Genomic DNA, 19,034 nt, shown 5'->3' on the forward strand with positions numbered 1-19,034 from the left:
CGTTAGGTTGCGCGCCAACAGGAGATCTTATGAAATCTTTGATGGTTGTAATCACACTTTTTTCAGTCAACGCTTTTGCCTCTTATCCACAATGCTCAATCAACGGCACAATGGTAGACCTTCTTCCCGAAGTTCATCCTCGCGCGGATATCGCAAGCTATGTTTTTGAAGGAGCTGTCTCTGGCGGATATGTTCGTATCGCCGAAGTGGATGGAAACTATTTTTTAGCAATTAAAAAAGAAGGTCAGTCGGTCCTTGTTCAGGGCGAAAAGATTAATAACTCTTACGTAATTGCTAACACAGAATTCGCTATTCAGTGCCCATAATTAGGTGACCCGTGGCTACCGAATCCTTTTCACTCTGTCATGATACTTTAAACAGTCTCTTTCGAGAAAAAGGCTTGTCGCAAATAGCGGTAGCCGAGAAGCTGCATATTTCTACTAAAACCGTTCAACGCTGGTCGAACCGTACGGCTCGGCGAATTCGTGCTGAACTCTTAACGGATCTTGCGGCTTTTTTAGAAGTTCCCGCAGAGCAATTAATTAAAAATACGGAAAGCTTCAAGATGCGCCCTCATGACCCTTTGCTTGAGGAGCTTTTGCATGATTCGTATCTACAAATGATCCGTGCTACCGACAACTGGGACGGCTATTTAAGAATGTTACGCTCGTTTCAAAACGAAGACCTTCCCAGTTCTCAGGCGCTGGGTCTTTTTTTAAATATGGGTATTGCGACTCTTCACGTGGGACAAATGCGTGCCAGCCGGTTTTATTTGCAAAAAGGCCATGACCTTGCGGTGACATTGAATGATTCAAAAGCGCTTGCCAGAAGCCATATTTGGTCCGCTTTTCGCGAAGAGCAGGCTGGAAACTTAAGTATTGCCCTTTTGCACTTGGAAAAAGCGCAGTCTTTTCTAAAATCCACTTCTTCTTATTCTTTAGAAGCGGATCTTCATTTTTGTTATGGGCGAATCCACGCCCATCTTCGCAACTTTCACGTCGCCAGAACTGCATTTCGAAAAAGTCTTCTGATATCTGTGACACAGAAACTTACGACCCGTGCCGCAGTGACTTATACAGAATTAGCTTACTTGCAGTTTAAGTTTGGTTTTTACAAGCACGCCACTTTGTCTTTTCAGCGTGCACTTAAAAATGCGCAAATCAGCGGGTGGGCTCATGGGATTTCTGTCGCCCGAGTAGGCTTAAATCTAATTCACAGTATTAAAGCGAAAACTCGCTTCCCTCAGCTCACGAAGAATTTGATGGTTGCAAATACCAAGGTTGATGGCCGCCTTGAAGATCTGTTATTTCAAGGAGCCTTGTTGAACGGAGATATCGAAAGTGCCAATAAGATAGTTTTAGCGCGCATTAAAAAATCCCGCGCAACTCCTTTGCACTTTGCTTACGCGATCTTGGATGCTCATATTCTTTCAGCAAAAAATCCGCAGAATTATGTTTTGCGCGAAAGCCTGCTAGCTAAAGCGCGGGATACTTTAAAGCGCAACGGCATTCCTGCCGTTTAGTCTTGAGGATAAAAAGGAATATCGACAATGGCACGCAAGCCATACTTGGAAGTCACGGCCGTCACGATATTGCGAATGCTTGTGATAGTTTTTCCGTTTCGACCAATTAAACGCGCCATATTTCGTTGGCAGCAGTCCACCTTGAATGTCGTGGTTCTTTCACCCGGGATTACCATGACGGACATTTCCTCTGGAACATCGGCATTGAGCTTCAATAATCCCTCGATGAGATCGCGGCACTGATTAAGCACTCCTTCCTTAGAAGGATTTTCGGGCATCCATGGATCACGGCTTTGACGTTTGATAACAAGTGGTTTCTCAGATGAAGACATAATTACTCCTGCCCTCATTCAAAAATGAAAACTAGGGAGCAACAATCTAAGGATGCAAGGGCTAGTCTAAAAACTGATGCAGTCCTGCATGTCCGATTTTACTGACAGTTATTATATTCGTCGAAGTATCTCTGACAGATGGAATATTGCGAATTGCAGTCGCTAATATCCGAGGATGTATACTGAGCTGTTGGACATTGGCGAGGAGCTCCTCGCTTAACGTTCGCAACAAAAGTTCCTTCGACCATTGGTTCAATATTACGACTGTAAATTCTGTAGCGAATTGTGTTTGTTCCCGCTTCTAACAAAGGCTTTTGAAAAATGGTAGAGATCCAAAGATTGAAAGCCTCTTTGCTTTTTCCACGATAACCATCGTACTCCGCTGTTTTTGAGCGGGAAGATCCATCAGCATGAGTTGCAACCAACTCAACGCGATCTGTGCGAGAATCTTGAGGACCCACGAAATGATCATAAGCTGCGGGGTTTAAAGCCATATCACGGCAAGTATAGATAGCAGAGCCGCTTCCGTTAAAACCACTGCAGATAACTTTGACTGTGCCAGAGATAGCTGTCGCCGATAATTCGTTTCCGTGAGAAAAACCCACGAACTCGGCCGATGCCATGGATGAGAATAATAAAATTGAAGCAATCACCTTCAACATGAAAGGCCCCCTCTGCCTGCCACATCTTGTAGTGGGCGTAGAGTAGGGCCTCTAATTTTCAGAAGCAATAACTAGCGCGTCAAGGCCTTCAAAGTACCCCACGCCTTAAGATAGCTAAATGCCTGATATGCTTGATAATCTCTCTTAAATAATGCTTCGCGCGGAGAAAGCTTTTCTTCCTTCTTTGAACCGACATCTTTCCACCAAGCAAGGGCACCTTCTTCAGTTCCTTGTTTTGTGTCAAGTTTCTCTGCCGCCTTTTCACGGTCGCCTTTTAAGTGACCTGCGATATCGCCTTCACGAGTCGTTTGCGATTTTACGACGGCTTTTGAGAAGGCTTCTGGATCCACGTCATCAATCTCGATATCAGGATGGATTCCTTCTGCTTGGATCGAAACGCCACTTGGAGTGTAGTAACGAGCCACTGTTAATTTCAAACCGCTGCCATCACCCAACTTAATAACAGACTGCACAGAGCCTTTTCCGAAAGTTCTTTGACCTACGATCAAAGCACGTTTGTTATCTTGAAGAGCTCCAGAAACAATCTCGCTGGCACTTGCCGTGTATTCGTTAACTAAGATCACAACCGGGAAGTTCGTGTACTGACCACGACGAGTCGCCACTGCCACTTCTTTATCGTTCTTGTTGCGACCAATTGTGCTGACGATAGTTCCTTCTTTTAAGAACATATCGCTGACTTTCACGGCCTGATCCAACAAACCACCTGGGTTTCTGCGCAAGTCGATCAGAAGTCCCGCGGTGTTGCCGTTGTTTTCTTTCATGTGTTTTTCAATCGCTTTTTGCAAATCCTTCGCCGTATTTTCGATAAAGCTTGTGATTTTCACGTAAGCAAATCCATCACCCAAATCCGTGTACTTCACAGATTTGATTTTCACGCTTCCACGAGTCACAGTGATATCACGAGGTTTTTCTTCGCCCTCACGAACCACACGAAGGATGACTTTGCTGCCACGTTTTCCGCGCATCAATTGCGAGGCTTCAACTAAGCTGACACCTTTTGTACTGTGCCCATCGACCGCGATCACTTTATCACCGGCTTTGATTCCGGCTTCCCAAGCAGGAGCGTCTTCAATTGGCGAGATGATCGTCAAAACACCATTCTGAATGGAAATCTCAATTCCCAATCCGCCGAACTCTCCACTGGTCTCTGTTTCGAAATCTTTAAAGATGTCTGGAGACATAAAGTTCGTATGGGGATCTAATTCGCGCAGCATTCCTTTGATAGCTCCGTAGACCAACTTCTTAGTATCAACGGGTTCTACGTAGTATTGCTGAATAAGATTTAAAACTTTTGAGAAGTTCTGCAAATCTGCGTATCGCTCTTGAGCGAAAGCGCGAACCTGAAAACCCGTTTCAGCCATAATAAAGATCGTTAGTAAAAGAGCGAATCCGAGGATGTAGGTTTTCCAGTAACGTTTAATCGATTGCATAGTGTTTTAGAGTCCTTTCATCCACTGCTGCGGGTCGTAGGGTTCGGAAAAATGTCTAATTTCAAAATAAAGTCCAGGGTTGCTTTCGCGAGTCGATTCACCCACTTGGGCAATCACTTGCGACTGGGTGATCTCATCACCGACGCCGACCTTCACTTCTTCAGCGTGAGAATAAACCGTGTAGTAATGATCTCCGTGATCCACGATCAATGTGGTTCCAAATCCCGGCAAATCACCCACATAAGAAATGCGTCCTTCAAAAACAGATTTGATAGGGCTTCCCTTAGCTGCGGAAATAAAAATTCCCTTGTGTGAAATAGTATAGGGGTGATCCTCCCCTTTCATAAGTCCAAATTTCCGAGTAACCACACCCGGAAGTGGTTGAGGCAACGCCCCTTTTTGATCTGCGAAGGAAGGCTTAAAGAGCAAATCAAAAAGTCCAGCGTCTTCGATATTGTATTGCAAAGATTTTTCGCGAAGGCCGTTGATCTTGTTGATCGCAAAAAGCTTGCTTTTACGAATGCCGTCCAGAAGCTTGCCTTTAAGTTCTTGTTCTTTACGAAATTGCTTTTCTTGGGCGACGATTTTGTTTTCTATAGCCTTAAGGCTTTCCAAACGTTGCGCTAACATTTTCTTCTTGTTTTGAAGCTCTTTAAGATCGCGTCCGTAATTTTTAATAAGGTCTAAGTCGCGAGCCGCCACAATTCCCAAGATTTTTAGATTGCGCTCTAAGGAGGCTGAACTGTCGGATGAAAACAGGAAACGCGCAACCGAGGGTCCGCCTAGCTTGTAGATGGCTCTTAATCTTTCTGCCAGCAAAGCTTTTTGCGACTTTGAGCGCTGATCCAACTCATCGACTTTTTGGGAAAGATTTTTGATATTCACTTCTAAGAACGCACGCTGCTGGGATAAGTCCCCTTTTTCCGTGACAATCTTTTTGATTTTTTTATTGAGCTGATAAAGAGCTGAAAGCACTTGGCGCTGCTTAAGCTCGGCGTCTTCAAGATTCTTCTTCTGAGCTTCAAAGTCTTTAGCAATGGTATCCGCCGCCGTCGATGCCAGCGCAGAGGTCGTCATCGCCGAAGAAAGAAGCACAGCTAAGAGCACTTGAAAGAGCTTCAAATCTACACCCGACTTCCTGCATATCCATCGTTAAGACGACGAACGCAAAGATAGGAAGCCAGAGCACCTAAGAAAGTTCCACCCACGACAAAAAGTATTAATGCAGGGATGCTGATGAAATGAATGTGTTCACCTAGCTGCAAGAAGCTTAGTTTCGTGACTAAAAAACCTTTAAGAGCCGTGTACAAAAGAAGACAGAACACCAAACCAAAAATAGAGGAAGTTAAACCTAGAATAGCCCCTTCGATCATAAAAGGTTTGCGGATCATCCCAGCTGTAGCGCCAATCATTTCTAAAACTACGATTTCGTCTTTTCTGTTTTGAATCGAAGCACGAATCGCGTTGGAAATAACAAACAGAGCCGCTGCCAAAATCACAAAGCCTAACAAAGACAACGTCGTCTCAATCGTCGTGACCAGAGAGGCATACTTTTCTACCCAATCCTGACCATAGCTGACTTCGTCCACACCTTCTAAGCCTTTAACTTCAGCCGCAAGAGTTTTAAGCACTTGCATTTGATCGGACGTGCTGACATTGGAAGCTAAGCTGACTTGAAGGCTTGCGGGAATCAGTTTTAAAAGTTCTTCGTCTTGAGAAATATCCGGTGCGTAACTAGCCATCTGCGCACGGAAATCATTGAGAGCCTTTTCTTGATTAACCAAATGGATGGCTCCAACCTTACCTGTATCTTTAAGCTTGTTTTCTATGAACTGTCGGCCTTGGTCTGAGATATCTTGGGAAAGATAAACCGTCATTTGCACGTCTTCTCCCCACAACGTCAGAATATTTCTAAAGTTTTGAGAGATAAGAAGACCGGATCCCATCACGGCAAAGCAAGCCGTGACAACGACCAGAGTAGAAATTTTTAGCGCCCAGTTTTTTTGTGGAGATCTCATTTTTTGTCTCCAACAATCATTCCGTCGCGAAGCTCTAAGGTGCGTTTATTACGACGTTTTACCATTTCATGATCGTGAGTCGCCACAAAGACTGTTGTACCTTGGGCGCAAACTCTTTCAAGCAGATCCATAATCTCTTCACTGAGTCGCGGATCTAAATTTCCCGTCGGCTCATCGGCAATCAAAACGCCGGGTTGGTGAATGATGGCGCGAGCAATCGCCGTTCGCTGTTGCTCTCCACCTGAAACAAAATCAGGATACTGATCATGTTTGTGTGCAAGGCCCACTTGTTCTAAAACTTCAGACACGCGACGGGCAATCGCTGGAGTTTTGTCGCCACGGACAACTAAAGGCAGAGCCACATTTTCAAAAATAGTTTTATCTTTTAGAAGTTTGAAATCTTGAAAGACCACGCCGATCTTTCTTCGAAATAAAGGAATCTGACCTTCTTTGATTGATACAAGATCATGTCCCGCAACCTTCACGTCACCCGAAGTCGCGATGTCGTAGGCGGAAATCATTTTAAAAAGAGTTGTTTTACCTGCACCACTGGGACCGGTAAGAAAAACGAATTCACCCTTGTCGATGCGCAAGTCGACATTCTTCAAAGCATGGACCGGGCCCGGGTAAGTCTTGTAAACATGAGAGAATTCAATCATCCCTCTATCTTATGAAAGAGTAACTGGGATGAATACTCGCCGGAAGTCGAGGTTTTGCATCGAACTGAAACTTTTCGCCGGATTAAGGCATTCCTCCAGCCATCAAAGTATCAATAATCGTCGAGTGTTGACGACGCAGAGCCAATTTTATGGCCTCTTCAGTTTGACTGGATCCCATTCGTAGCACGGAATCGTAAGGTGTTTTGATAGTTTTCATCACGGCGCCGTTGCAGAAAATACGGCTGACTAAATAGGGGTTCTGCAAGCCCCAATCTTCCGTTTGCACATGATATTTCTGTCCACGCACGGTGATGTCTGAATTAAAACCTTTTTGCACTTCTACAAACCTCGGCCAAGAAGTTAACAGAAATTCTTCGCGTACTCATCAAATTTTTCTTGGTGTCATTGTGAATTGAAACTAAAGTGATGTCTAAATCGAAGGGAATTTACAATGAATGCAGTACGTTTCACGCTCGCAAGTTTGGCATTATTATTTTCTGTTTCTGTGATGGCGCAAGAAAATCCGCCACCACCTTGGAAAGGCGAAGCAGAGGCTGGTGCGATTGTCGTCAGTGGCAACAACGATTCTGAAAGCTACAACGCAAAAGCAAAAACAGAATACACCGTAGATAAAAATCTTTATGCCGCTTTTGGTCGATACCTGAAAACAAATTCTTTAGGTGTTGAAAGTGCCCGCAACTGGGAAATCGGCGTTCGTTTTGAGCATCAGTTGACGGACTATCTCAGCCTTTACGTCGGACAAAAATCAGAAAGTGACATCTTTAACGGTTACTTACAAAGGGACTCAACAGACGCCGGTCTTAAATACTTCCTTATCAAAGCCGACGAGATGACTTGGACATTTGAGGCCGGTTATCGTTACCAAAAAACTCTTCCAACTGTTGGTGGCGTCACACATGACAACTTGGGCCGCGCTTACACTGAATTCAATAAGGCCTTGGATAAAACTCTATCATTCAAATACTGGGTGGAATATCTACCGAACTTCACTGATTCAGACGCTTACTTGGCAAACACAGAAGCTTCTTTGAACATTATGTTAAATTCCATCTTCTCTTTGAAGTTGGCTTACTTACTACAATATCAAAATGTGCCGCCAGCAGGTGGAAAGTACACAACGACAACAACGACAATGAACCTTGTCGCAAAATTCTAACCAAGGACTCGACAGATGTTTAAAGAGTTTAAAGCCTTTATCATGAGAGGAAACGTTCTGGATCTGGCAGTCGGTATTATTATCGGCGCCGCTTTCGGAAAGATCGTTTCATCGTTTGTTTCAGACATTCTGACTCCGGTGATTAGTATCGGTGCAGGAAAAGTGGATTTTTCAAATCTGTTCTTGGCCTTGAATGGTCAACAGTACGGCACTTTAGAAGAAGCGAAAAAAGCCGGCGTTGCCACTATCAACTATGGCTTATTCATGAACGTCGTTTTGGACTTTTTAATTGTCGCCTTTGCAATCTTTTTGATTGTTCGTGTGGCGAATCGTCTAAAAAAAGAAGATGCTCCACCACCGCCGAATAGCAAGGAGTGTCCGGAGTGCCTTTCCAATATTCCACTTAAAGCCCGTAAGTGCGCACAATGTGGAAGCGCTCAGGCCGTCTAATATATAAGATAAATTCTTCGGTGCTTTGTCAGATCCAATCTAATAAAGCACCGCTCTAACATCTCAATTTGAGACGTAAACCTTTTGTTCATCCCTGCCGATAATTGGTACTGGTATTGCACCACCTATTTTCATCGGGGAGGAATCAAATGAATAAGATTTCAAGCACAACAGATAGAACAGTTGTCAAAATCTTTATCAACATCATTGCCACCGCATCTTTGCTTTCCTCTGTAGCTTCGGCTCAGAATACTGGCAGTGGAAATAATAACAATCAGAACAACAACAATAATAATAACTCGCAGGGGCAGCAACAGCAGCAGGTTCAAACGACAGGCTATCCTTACGTAGCGCCAAGTTATAATGAGTGTCGCGATGCTCGTGATAAGATGGATAGAGCTGAGGAAAAAATCGGTGAAGCTTGTAAAAAGGCGGGCTTAGGGTCTGCAAAAGACTGTATTTCTAAGGCGAAGTCTTGTGGCGCATCTTCAGGTGAAGATTCATTCGATACAACGGCGGCTTTTGCTACAGTACTAGGTCTTTCATCAACAGCGGCATCAGGACTTCAAAATATCAGTAAGGCCTGCCCTCAGATGAATGGTCGCGACTATTTCACTGAAAAGAACAACATCCAAAAAGAGATTAAAGACACTGAAAAAGAGTTGGCGGAGCTGAATGATGATAAAGCTCAAATCCAAGAAGACTATCAAAAAGAGATGGATAAGATCCAAGAGACTTTAACAAAAGCTCAAGAGGACTATAAAGCCAAATCACTTGAAATTGACTCTAAAGAGCGCGAGCGTATTGCGGAATTTAATAACAGTCAGAACCAAGCCAAAGAAGAGATGCGCAAAAAAGGTGCGGATATCTTAAAGTTGCGTGGTCAGGTGACTCAATCCCAACGCGATAAAGCTTTGAAGCTGATCGCGATGACAGATGCTTCCGGGAAACGCGCTTGTATGAAGGCCGTGACTGAAGCTAAGAAATCTTACGAAAGCGTTTCGGCAAGCACGAGCTCAAACCACATCGCTCAGGCAAAGAAGAAACGTCAAGAATTGATCAACATCTATAATGACTGTATGGATGCTTTTGACCAACAACGTATCGCTTTGAATGAGTCTAAGAAGCAAGAGCAAGATGAATTGAATCGCCAAATCGCCGATCTTCAATCTAGCTATGATGAAATTCAAAACAGCTTGAACCTCGCTTCTTCTCAACTTGAAGAGATGAAACAATCTTCTTTGAAAGAAAAATCAGATGCTCTGCAAAGTGTGATCGACTTAGGAACTCGTTCGCAAACTCAAATGCAAACGGCTTATACTAAAATGCAAGAAAACCTAAAAACTTTAGCTACGAAGCAAGCCAGCTTAACAGCAGCTTTGAATCGTGCAAATCAATCTTTGATGACTTTAGGCCCGGCTCCTAAGCGTAGCGCCGAGGACACTGCAGATGAGGCCTCAAGTGAGATTTCATCACAGATCAATATCATTTCGAGCATCCAAAGAAACTTCCCGTCTTGCACGAACGAAGTGGCGACGTCTAAAGAGAAGTTGAAAAACTTAGGCGTGAAGTAACCCGTCTTCCGACTAGTCTAGTATCCCTAGACCCTCACGGGTCACACTGTTAGAATGGGGGCTTATTAAAGGAGCCCCCACTCGTGTTTAAAAAGATCGCCCTGTTTATTGTCGCGCTTGGCCTCATCGGAATTCTTAGCGCCTATCTAATTGTTAAATCCGTTCAATCAGGTCTTCCACAACTGATTACTGTCAAAGACTATCAGCCGCTCTTGGTGAGTCAGGTTTATGATCGTCACGGCAAAAAGATTGGCGAGTTCTTTCGCGAGCGAAGAACACTCATTCCTTACGATAAAATTCCTAAGCATGTCGTGAATTCCTTTCTGGCAGCGGAAGACGATCAGTTCTTTGAACACAAAGGGATCAATCCTCAAGCCATCTTCCGTGCTGCTTTAGCCAACTTACGTGCAGGTCGTTCCGTTCAAGGGGGATCGACGATCACACAACAGGTGGCAAAGACGCTTCTTTTGACGGACGAAAAAACTTTGACTCGTAAAGTTCGCGACATCCTTCTGGCGATCGAGATGGAAAAGAACTTAAGCAAAGAAGATATCCTGTTCCTTTATTTGAACCAAATTTACTTCGGACAAGGCGCTTACGGAATTGAACAAGCGGCTCAAACATACTTCCATAAGCCTGCGAGTAAATTGACTTTATCTGAAACTGCAATCCTTGCCGGCTTACCTAAAGCACCGAGTGCCTACAGCCCCGTTCGCAATCCGGTGCGTGCGAAAGAACGTCAAATTTACGTACTTCGTCGTATGGCCGAAGTCGGTTATGTGAAAAAAGAAGAATCCGAAGCGGCCATCAAAGAACCCGTGAAAGTTTTCGTTCGTGAAAATTACGAAGAGTATGCGCCGTTCTTTTTAGAAACAGTTCGTCAGCTTCTAGTGACTCAATTGGGTGAAGACATGGTGCTTGATAAAGGTCTTCGCATTCACACTAGCTTGGATCTAGAAAAACAATTGGCAGCTCAAGAATCAGTTCTTGCCGGCCTAAAGGGTTTAGATAAGCGTCAAGGTTATCGTGGTCCGATCAAAAACATCACTGATGCTGAAGATGTTGAAGAGTTCTTAAAAGAAACTCAGAAAAAATTAATTTCTGACTTCACTCCGGAAAGAACTATTCTGCCTGATGGGAAGTTCGCGGATATCGTTCCGCCTAAAGACACAAAAGAAGGACTGCTTCCGTCTTACATCAAGGTGAAAGACACTGTGCAAGGTGTAGTTCAAGATGTGAATGATGACACCGGTCTGGTGACGGTAAAGTTGCCTGAGGGTCAAGGTCTTATTGATATTGACTCGATGACTTGGGCTCGTAAGCCTGACACGGAAGTTCGCTATGATTTAGGCGCAATTAAAAAGCCGTCACAGGCTTTGAGTAAAGGTGACGTGATCTTAGTTAAAGTTGTCGCTGAAAAATTCTCTTCAAACCGTTTAGCAAATGCGAAGAAAAAACCTACGGCAGCACTTCCTGATTTCAATAAGTTTGTTGCGTTAGAATTAGATCAAGAACCCCTCGTAGAAGGCGCGTTGATTTCTTTTGACCAGGATTCTCAAGATGTGGTCGCGATGGTCGGCGGTTCTAGCTTTGCGAAAAGCGAATTCAACCGTGCAATTCAAGCCCCCCGCCAAACAGGTTCGGCGTTTAAGGCCATTGTCTATGCTTCGGCTTTAGAGAAAGGCTATACACCGGCAACTCCCATCATGGATGCGCCGATTGTCTTTGAAGAAGGTGGAACAGCGGATGATTCTGAAGGTCAAGGAGACCCAAAAGTGTGGAAACCTTCCAACCACTCGAAAAGTTTCGGTGGCGATATCATGTTCCGTAATGCCCTCGTGAAATCTTTGAACATCCCGACGGTGAAAATTATTGAAGACGTTGGTGTTCCTTGGGCGATGGATTATGCCAAACGCTTGGGAATCTATTCTCCTCTGAATCCAGACTTCACATTGGCACTGGGTTCAAGCAGCGTGACTTTATATGAAATGACAAAAGTCTTTGCTGAGTTCGGTCGCCTTGGAAAAAGAATTTCTCCGCTGTTGATTCACAAAGTGGAAGACGCTCAAGGTAAATCATTGTTAAACACTATGAGCCTGGACACTCGTTTTGAAAAAGAGATCAAAGCGATTAACGATGAATTCGAAACTCGTCGCAAGGCTTATATGGAGATCGTGAACGATCCAGCCAAAGTCGAAGAGCTTAAAAAGAAAGACCCTAAGCACGCGAAACTAGATGAAAGCATTTTCTTTCAAGATGCAGATCAGTTGATTCGTCCCACAACAGCTTACGTAATGACGACGCTGTTAAAAGGCGTCGTTGAAGATGCTGGCGGTACAGGTGGAAGAGCCCGCGCAGTCGGTCGTGAAGTCGCTGGAAAAACCGGCTCAACCAACAACTACTATGACGCGTGGTTTATCGGATACAGCCCACAAATCGCGACAGGTGTTTGGGTGGGTTTTGACAAAGAAAAGAGTATCGGTAAAGGCGAGGTCGGTGGACGTGCGGCGTTACCTATATGGGTAGATTACATGAAAGCCGCTCATGAGGGACTTCCTCAGATGACTTTCCCAGTTCCTGAAGGTATCGTATTTGCTAATATCGACGCTGACACCGGAAAACTGGCTTCAGCTTCTACTAAAAAAATTATTCGTCAGGCCTTTGTTGAAGGGACAGAACCAACTCTTTCTTCAAGCAAAGCGGAAGAAGCAACAGACTTTTACAAACAGGATCTCTCTGAATGAAAGATATTCACCTCTGGGGGGTGAAACAGAACAATCTAAAAAACATTGAGGTTAAAATTCCTGTCGGATCTATGACAGTGATTTGCGGCCCCAGTGGTTCAGGAAAGTCTTCGCTTGCCTTCGAAACTCTTTTTGCCGAAGGCCAGCGCCGCTTCATCGAAAGTATGTCGAACTATGCTCGACAGTTTTTGAATAAAGCGCCAAAGCCTGACATCGAAGGCATTAGCAATATTCCACCAGCTATTTCGATTGAGCAAAAAAACACGGTGAAGAGTTCGCGGTCTACTGTAGGTACAACGACCGAGATCATCGACTATCTTCGTCTGCTTTACGAAAAAATTGGGAAGTCTTACTGCCCGACTCATCACTGTCCGACTGAAAAAGAAAGTGTGACTGAAGCCACAGCGAAAACGATCAAAGAGTTTTCCGGCAAGCGCGGTTACATTTTAGTCGAGATCAGTGAAGACGGACGTGTTGCTGAAGGTAAAAAACTTCATTCTCTTCTTTTGCAAGATGGTTACTTGCGTATCTATATTCCGAAAGGAACAGATACGAAACCTGCTCCTGAAAAAGCCGCGACAAAAAAATCTGCCAAAAAAGTTTCAAAACGCGCGACACCTGAATTTGTGCCGGCGGCTCCCGTTGTTCCCAGCGGATTGACTCACGAAGAAATGGGAACTGTTGTTGAAATTGGTGATGCGACGGCCATAAAAAAAGGTCTTCCGAAAGAAACTTTCTATCTTGTTATTGATCGTATGAGCTTTAACGAAGATGAACGTGGGCGTATCGCGGACTCTTTAACTCAAGCTTACGAAGCAAGTATTAAGTACAATACGACAAACATCACTCGTCGCGCGACAATTTTGACTACTGAAGGTCAACGCTTGCAAGTGAGCGAAGAATCTTCTTGTCCTGTTTGTGGATACACTCCACCACCGCTAAGCTCTCGTCTTTTTAGTTTTAATTCTCCGATCGGGGCTTGCCCGACATGTAAGGGTTTTGGAAACACGCTGGATATTGATGAAGGCAAAGTGATTCCAAACCCAAATATGAGTTTGGCGCAAGGGGCTTTGAGTCCTTTCTGGATGCCTAGTGCAGCTCATGAAAAGAAACAGCTTCTTAGCTACTGTAAAAAAGCGAAGATTGATGTTCACACTCCGTGGAAGGATCTTCCCAAAGCGCAACGCGATACTATCTGGAATGGGAATAAAGAATTCTTCGGCGTGCGCGGTCTTTTTGAATACTTAGATCAGATTAAATATAAAATGCACGTGCGCGTGTTCATCTCGCGCTTTCGCAGTCCTTTCTTGTGTCCGACATGTAAAGGAGCGCGCCTTCGTCCTGAAGCTAACAACGTTTTAGTGGCGAATGCGAATATCAATGATCTTTCAACGATGACGATCGAAGACTTGCATCAGTTTTTCCAAAAACTAGAGGTGTCCGCTCATCATCAAGAACTTGCCGGCGAAGTCTTAAAACAAATTCGTTCACGTCTTGAATTCCTGATGCGCGTGGGAGTTCACTATCTTTCATTAAGTCGTGAAACTAGAACTCTTTCTGGTGGTGAATACCAGCGTTTGATTTTAGCCAATCAACTGGGTATGGGCTTATCGCAAGCCTTGTATGTCCTGGATGAACCGACCGTAGGCCTTCACCCTCGCGATAATGATCGTTTGATTTCTATTCTTAAGGACTTGAAAGAACTTGGTAACACATTAGTGATCGTTGAACACGATCATGATGTTATTAAATCCAGTGAACATATTATTGAAATGGGACCTGGTTCTGGTTACCTGGGTGGCGAGGTCGTTTACTCTGGTGCGACCGAAGACTTCTATGACTTTGAAAAGTCTGTTACGGTTCCTTATCTTAAACCAGATAAAAACAAAGCTCCACTTCGCGTGTCCCGCCCGGTGGATGTTGATTCCTATAAAGTGAAGCTCGAACTAAAAGGCGCGAAAGGTCACAACCTAAAAAACCTGGATGTGACGATTCCACTTAACCGCCTGGTAACAGTCACTGGCGTCAGTGGATCTGGTAAATCGACTTTAGTAACTAAGACGCTTTACCCTGCATTGGCGCGCGCTTTGGATTTAGAATATCTTCCGGCGCAAGAGTACGCAGGCCTTGAAGGCACAGAGCATATTAAGAACGTGCTTTTGATTGATCAATCTCCGATTGGTAAATCTGCGCGCAGCTCGCCGATCACTTATCTTAAAGCTTTTGATGCCATTCGTACAATCATGGCTGGCACGCAAGAAGCGCAAGCTCGTGGATATACTCCTGGAACATTCAGCTTGAATGTGGATGGAGGACGCTGTCCTGCTTGTAAAGGCACGGGTTATGAAGAGATCGATATGATGTTCATGGATAACGTTGTTATTCCGTGTGATGTCTGCGATAGCAAAAAATACCGCCCTGAAATTCTAGAAATTCAGTACAAAAATAAAAATATTCACGAAATCCTTTCGATGACCGTGAGTGAAGCTATGAATTTCTTCGTGGCTCACCCGAACATTCGTAAGCCTTTGAGTGTCCTTAAGGAAGTCGGCTTGGATTACCTTCAATTGGGCCAGCCAGCGAACTCTTTAAGTGGTGGGGAATCTCAACGCTTGAAAGTTGCTAAAGAGCTTTCTCAGGTAAATCAGAAGGCAACGCTCTACATTCTAGATGAGCCGACAACCGGGCTGCATTTCCGTGAAGTCGACCTTCTGATGAAGGTTCTAAGCAAACTCATTGAAACTGGCGGCAGCGTCGTCGTGGTTGAGCATAATTTGGATGTTATTCGTGGTTCTGATTATGTCATTGACCTGGGGCCTGAAGCGGGTAAAAAAGGCGGAAACATAGTGGCTGTGGGGTCTCCTGAGGACATCATGAAGACCAAGAAAAGTCTGACCGGCCAGTATTTAAAGCGCTATTTAGAAGACCAAAAAAGTCCTTAAAGTTGGAATAAGATGTTACCTGAGATTAAGAAGTTAGTTGCCGAGCTGAAACCGTACAAAAAAACAATCGCCATCGTGGCCGTCACAGGGATTGCGTACGCATTAGCAGCTGCTAAGTTTGCCTTCCTCACAAAGTCTTTGTTCGATGCTCTTTCTGGCTCAAAACATGATGAGATCATGAACTTAGTTCCGTTAGCACTAGGGCTAGCCTTAGTGATGGCGGTCGGTCGTTACTATCATATTTATCTTATGAATTACGTTGCTGAGTGCGTGGTGCAAAACATCCGTCAAAAGCTTCAGCAAAAATTCATGAGCTTAAATCTGTCTTTCCATAATAACTACCACGCAGGCTCCGGCGGCTTAATCAGCCGTATCCTGAATGACATCCGTACTATTCAGGATGGTTTGCGAGTTGTTGCCGATATTTTCTTGCATCCTCTTTTATTGATCGCGCTTATTACGAATCTATTCCGCATCGACTGGAAGTTGACGTTGGGAACAATGGTAGCGGTTCCTTTCATCGCGGCGATTTTGAAATCAATCTCTCGCAGTATGAGAAAATATATTCCACAGGAAAGAGACGCTTTGGAATATATGACTTCGACAATCAAGGAAAGCTTGGATGGGGTTCGTATCATTCAATCCTTCAACCTTGAAAAAGATATGGCTAAACGCCTTATCGATGATTCCAATAAATACTTGGACATTCGCAAGACTATTTACAAGCGCCAGGAAGCTGCGGGTCCTGCAACTGAATTTATCGCGACGATCATACTTTTAAGCGTTCTTCTTTACACAAGCTTTGAAGTGGCTGCCGGAAGAGCGACGCCGGGTACATTCATTGGATTTTTAACTTCATTGTTGATGATCAATCAGCCGATCAAGCGTGTGCAAGAGGCTTACGTTCGTATTCAAGAGGTTACAATCTCTGTACAGCGTATCTTCTCTATTATCGAAGATCCTTCAGAAGTTCCACAAAGCCCGTTGAATAAGCCTTTCCCAAAAAACTGGAAAAAAATCACTTACCGCAATGTCAGCTTCTCTTACGGTAAAGATATGATTCTTAAGAACATCAATCTTGAGATCAATCGCGGTGAAGTTGTCGCTCTTGTTGGCGCCAGCGGAAGCGGTAAATCCACAATCGTGAACTTGCTTGAGCGCTTCTTTGATGCGACTTCAGGTGAAATTTTGATCGACGATATTAATATCTTAGATTTGAACCTAAAAGATCTGCGTCGTAACGTGGCACTTGTCACTCAAGATGTATTCCTATTTAGCGACACGATCGAAAAGAATATCTGGGCGGGTGATTACAATAGAAACCGCGCCGATGTTTTAGCGATGGCAAAATTGGCTAACGCCCACGACTTCATTATGAAGATGCCTCAAGGTTATGAAAGCCGTGTGGGCGATCGCGGAAACCTTCTTTCTGGCGGAGAAAAACAGCGTATCAGCATTGCTCGTGCCATGTTTAAAGATGCTCCGTTGTTGATCTTAGATGAAGCTACCAGTGCTCTAGATACAGCGAGTGAGATCGAAGTACAAAAAGGCTTGGATCATTTGATGGAAGGCCGTACAGCCTTGGTGATTGCTCACCGTCTATCGACTATCCAAAAAGCTGACAAGATCGTCGTTTTGAAGAACGGTGAGATCGTCGAAGTTGGAAATCATACTCATCTTCTGGGCCAGCAGGGCGAATACTTCCGTTTTCACAGCCTGCAACACACATAAATCTCACTCTGAGACACGCGATCTGGCCTTTTGCCAGATTCGCACTCATTTTAGACAGTCCCACCTAAAGTTCGTCTACTTTCTTGACGATAAAAGATTTGACACTTTTTTCGTCACTGAACTGAAAGGAACGGATTTATGATTAATTGGGATGAGTTTGAACATATACATGTGATCAACAAGCTCAAACAGATTCTCAGCGCATGGTGGAACATTGACGTTGTCTTCACTGACGAGCGCGGTGCTTTGAAAGGTTATGACTCTGATAAAGTCACTTTCAACAATCCTGCTATCACAGCTCTTGTTAAAAAAGAAGCGGGTCAAGCTAGCATTGCTGAGCTAGTTACAAAATCTTTGGATGATCTTCGCACTTCACAAAATCGCTACAGCCTTCGCAAGTGGGACATGGTTGGTTTCGACACGGGTGTCTTCCCAATCATGATCGACAATGACTGTGTGGGTACTGTGGTTGCGATGGGTTTCTTCCGCGACTCAAACTTCACTTCTCGCTTGTCTGAGATTCGTGACCGTTTGGCAGCTTTCGGCTTGTCTGGCGAAGTTATCGAAAAATGTTTGGGCAAATTGAAATTCTTGGACGATCAAGAACGTGCCCACTTCAGCGAGCTTTGTGAACTGGTTGCTCAAGAGATCGTGACTCTTCACTTAGAGATTTCTTCTCGTGAAGACCGCATCAAAGAATTGAACAAAGAACTTGGCAATCGTTTTAAATACGACAACATGATTGGTAAATCAAAACCAATGCAATCACTGTATGCTCTTTTGGATAAAATCAAAGGCGCGGATTCTACAGTGCTTGTGCAAGGTGAAAACGGTACGGGTAAAGAGTTGATTGCAAAATCAATCCACTACAACTCAAACCGCAAAGACAAACCTTTCATCATCCAAAACTGTTCTGCATTCAATGACAACCTTTTGGAGTCAGAACTTTTCGGTCACGTTAAAGGATCGTTCACAGGCGCTCTTAAAGATAAAAAAGGTCTTTTCGAGATGGCTGACAAAGGAACATTCTTCCTGGATGAGATCGGTGATACTTCTCCACAAATGCAAGTAAAGCTTCTTCGCGTATTGCAAGAGGGAACATTCACTCCGGTGGGTGCGACTGAGCAAAGAAAAGTCGACGTGCGTATCGTTGCGGCAACAAACCGCAACTTAAAAGAGATGGTTGAACAAGGTACTTTCCGTGAAGACTTGTACTACCGCTTGAATGTTATCAACATCCGCGTTCCGCCTCTTCGTGAAAGAAAAGAAGATATTCCATTCCTAGTGGATTTCTTCTTGGGTAAAATCCACGATCAACAAGGCGGACCAAAACGTCAGATCACAAAACGTGCTTTGGAAAAACTGTATGATTATCCATGGCCAGGTAACGTGCGTGAATTGCAAAATGAAATCGAAAGACTTTGTGTTCTTTCCGGCGACGAAACAAAATTGATGGCAGAATTGCTTTCTCCAAAAGTTTTGGAAGCTGGCGAAAAGAACAAGGTTCAAGGTTCTCGTTTGCAAGGTAAGTTAAAAGATGCGTTGGAAGATCTAGAGCGCGAAATGATCCGTGAAGGTCTTCGCCGCACAGGTTGGAACAAATCCAAACTTGCTAAAGAATTGGGTATCAGCCGCGCTGGTCTTATCATGAAAGTTGAAAAATACGGTCTTGATAAACGTAAGCTTGCTCGCTAACTCTTGAAATTCTAAATGAATCAAAAAGGGCTCTGCTAAAAACAGAGTCCTTTTCTTTTCTGAAACGACAGTGACAC

At 44.2% G+C, this 19,034-nt stretch carries 16 protein-coding genes; 9 read left to right on the forward strand and 7 right to left on the reverse strand.

Features of this window, described 5'->3' with window-relative positions:
• Positions 1-29: 29 nt before the first annotated feature.
• Together AZI85_RS01960 and AZI85_RS01965 are read left to right on the forward strand one after the other, a co-directional pair.
• Positions 30-326 (forward strand): hypothetical protein, encoded by a 297-nt coding sequence (locus AZI85_RS01960; protein WP_063242486.1) that lies wholly within the window; start codon positions 30-32, stop codon positions 324-326.
• 11 nt (positions 327-337) lie between these two features.
• Positions 338-1,522 (forward strand): helix-turn-helix domain-containing protein, encoded by a 1,185-nt coding sequence (locus AZI85_RS01965; protein WP_155723889.1) that lies wholly within the window; start codon positions 338-340, stop codon positions 1,520-1,522.
• On the opposite strand, the gene AZI85_RS01970 is transcribed toward AZI85_RS01965, so the two are convergent.
• The 7 genes from AZI85_RS01970 to AZI85_RS02000 all read right to left on the reverse strand — a co-directional run bounded on the left by AZI85_RS01970 (position 1,519) and on the right by AZI85_RS02000 (position 6,981).
• On the reverse strand, positions 1,519-1,854 hold the full coding sequence (locus tag AZI85_RS01970; RefSeq protein ID WP_063242488.1) for a KH domain-containing protein: 336 nt from the start codon (positions 1,852-1,854) through the stop codon (positions 1,519-1,521). The two genes, AZI85_RS01965 and AZI85_RS01970, sit on opposite strands and share 4 nt — an antisense overlap.
• A gap of 98 nt (positions 1,855-1,952) precedes the next feature.
• Entirely contained in the window at positions 1,953-2,516 is a 564-nt protein-coding gene (locus AZI85_RS01975; RefSeq protein WP_063242489.1) for a hypothetical protein, read from the reverse strand.
• Between the two features lie 71 nt (positions 2,517-2,587).
• On the reverse strand, positions 2,588-3,967 hold the full coding sequence (locus AZI85_RS01980) for a S41 family peptidase (RefSeq protein WP_063242490.1): 1,380 nt from the start codon (positions 3,965-3,967) through the stop codon (positions 2,588-2,590).
• A 6-nt stretch (positions 3,968-3,973) separates the two neighbouring features.
• On the reverse strand, positions 3,974-5,089 hold the full coding sequence (locus AZI85_RS01985) for a murein hydrolase activator EnvC family protein (RefSeq protein ID WP_063242491.1): 1,116 nt from the start codon (positions 5,087-5,089) through the stop codon (positions 3,974-3,976).
• 2 nt (positions 5,090-5,091) lie between these two features.
• Positions 5,092-5,985, reverse strand: coding sequence for a cell division protein FtsX (locus AZI85_RS01990; RefSeq protein ID WP_063242492.1), 894 nt, complete (start codon positions 5,983-5,985; stop codon positions 5,092-5,094).
• The gene (gene ftsE / locus AZI85_RS01995; RefSeq protein ID WP_063242493.1) at positions 5,982-6,644 is read right to left on the reverse strand and encodes a cell division ATP-binding protein FtsE; all 663 of its coding nucleotides are present in this window, start codon (positions 6,642-6,644) and stop codon (positions 5,982-5,984) included. Before ftsE ends, AZI85_RS01990 begins: the two co-directional genes overlap by 4 nt.
• Before the next feature lie 82 nt (positions 6,645-6,726).
• Positions 6,727-6,981 carry a hypothetical protein gene (locus AZI85_RS02000; RefSeq protein WP_253720788.1) on the reverse strand — a complete coding sequence of 85 codons (255 nt, stop codon included), beginning with the start codon at positions 6,979-6,981 and terminating at the stop codon, positions 6,727-6,729.
• A gap of 114 nt (positions 6,982-7,095) precedes the next feature.
• On the opposite strand from AZI85_RS02000, the gene AZI85_RS02005 reads away from it, so the two are divergent.
• The 7 genes from AZI85_RS02005 to AZI85_RS02035 all read left to right on the forward strand — a co-directional run bounded on the left by AZI85_RS02005 (position 7,096) and on the right by AZI85_RS02035 (position 18,957).
• Entirely contained in the window at positions 7,096-7,821 is a 726-nt protein-coding gene (locus tag AZI85_RS02005) for a DUF481 domain-containing protein (RefSeq protein ID WP_081110879.1), read from the forward strand.
• A 15-nt stretch (positions 7,822-7,836) separates the two neighbouring features.
• On the forward strand, positions 7,837-8,271 hold the full coding sequence (gene mscL, locus AZI85_RS02010; protein WP_063242495.1) for a large conductance mechanosensitive channel protein MscL: 435 nt from the start codon (positions 7,837-7,839) through the stop codon (positions 8,269-8,271).
• Between the two features lie 149 nt (positions 8,272-8,420).
• Positions 8,421-9,845, forward strand: coding sequence for a hypothetical protein (locus tag AZI85_RS02015; RefSeq protein ID WP_063242496.1), 1,425 nt, complete (start codon positions 8,421-8,423; stop codon positions 9,843-9,845).
• An 83-nt stretch (positions 9,846-9,928) separates the two neighbouring features.
• Entirely contained in the window at positions 9,929-12,589 is a 2,661-nt protein-coding gene (locus AZI85_RS02020) for a penicillin-binding protein 1A (RefSeq protein ID WP_063242497.1), read from the forward strand.
• Complete coding sequence (gene uvrA / locus AZI85_RS02025) at positions 12,586-15,531, forward strand: excinuclease ABC subunit UvrA (RefSeq protein ID WP_063242498.1); 2,946 nt, start codon at positions 12,586-12,588, stop codon at positions 15,529-15,531. Before AZI85_RS02020 ends, uvrA begins: the two co-directional genes overlap by 4 nt.
• Before the next feature lie 12 nt (positions 15,532-15,543).
• Positions 15,544-17,262 (forward strand): ABC transporter ATP-binding protein, encoded by a 1,719-nt coding sequence (locus AZI85_RS02030; protein WP_063242499.1) that lies wholly within the window; start codon positions 15,544-15,546, stop codon positions 17,260-17,262.
• A gap of 138 nt (positions 17,263-17,400) precedes the next feature.
• Positions 17,401-18,957 (forward strand): sigma 54-interacting transcriptional regulator, encoded by a 1,557-nt coding sequence (locus AZI85_RS02035; protein ID WP_063242500.1) that lies wholly within the window; start codon positions 17,401-17,403, stop codon positions 18,955-18,957.
• Positions 18,958-19,034: the final 77 nt, after the last annotated feature.

Origin of the sequence: Bdellovibrio bacteriovorus (assembly GCF_001592755.1) — a bacterium.
Classification (GTDB): domain Bacteria; phylum Bdellovibrionota; class Bdellovibrionia; order Bdellovibrionales; family Bdellovibrionaceae; genus Bdellovibrio; species Bdellovibrio bacteriovorus_E.

Excerpts from the sequence above, each read along its gene's own strand:
- AZI85_RS02030 (WP_063242499.1), top strand. The coding sequence starts at position 15,544 with ATGTTACCTGAGATTAAGAAGTTAGTTGCCGAGCTGAAACCGTACAAA.
- AZI85_RS01970 (WP_063242488.1), bottom strand. The coding sequence starts at position 1,854 with ATGTCTTCATCTGAGAAACCACTTGTTATCAAACGTCAAAGCCGTGAT.
- AZI85_RS02015 (WP_063242496.1), top strand. The coding sequence starts at position 8,421 with ATGAATAAGATTTCAAGCACAACAGATAGAACAGTTGTCAAAATCTTT.
- AZI85_RS01980 (WP_063242490.1), bottom strand. The coding sequence starts at position 3,967 with ATGCAATCGATTAAACGTTACTGGAAAACCTACATCCTCGGATTCGCT.
- ftsE (WP_063242493.1), bottom strand. The coding sequence starts at position 6,644 with ATGATTGAATTCTCTCATGTTTACAAGACTTACCCGGGCCCGGTCCAT.
- AZI85_RS02035 (WP_063242500.1), top strand. The coding sequence starts at position 17,401 with ATGATTAATTGGGATGAGTTTGAACATATACATGTGATCAACAAGCTC.
- mscL (WP_063242495.1), top strand. The coding sequence starts at position 7,837 with ATGTTTAAAGAGTTTAAAGCCTTTATCATGAGAGGAAACGTTCTGGAT.
- AZI85_RS01960 (WP_063242486.1), top strand. The coding sequence starts at position 30 with ATGAAATCTTTGATGGTTGTAATCACACTTTTTTCAGTCAACGCTTTT.
- uvrA (WP_063242498.1), top strand. The coding sequence starts at position 12,586 with ATGAAAGATATTCACCTCTGGGGGGTGAAACAGAACAATCTAAAAAAC.
- AZI85_RS02005 (WP_081110879.1), top strand. The coding sequence starts at position 7,096 with ATGAATGCAGTACGTTTCACGCTCGCAAGTTTGGCATTATTATTTTCT.
- AZI85_RS01975 (WP_063242489.1), bottom strand. The coding sequence starts at position 2,516 with ATGTTGAAGGTGATTGCTTCAATTTTATTATTCTCATCCATGGCATCG.
- AZI85_RS01990 (WP_063242492.1), bottom strand. The coding sequence starts at position 5,985 with ATGAGATCTCCACAAAAAAACTGGGCGCTAAAAATTTCTACTCTGGTC.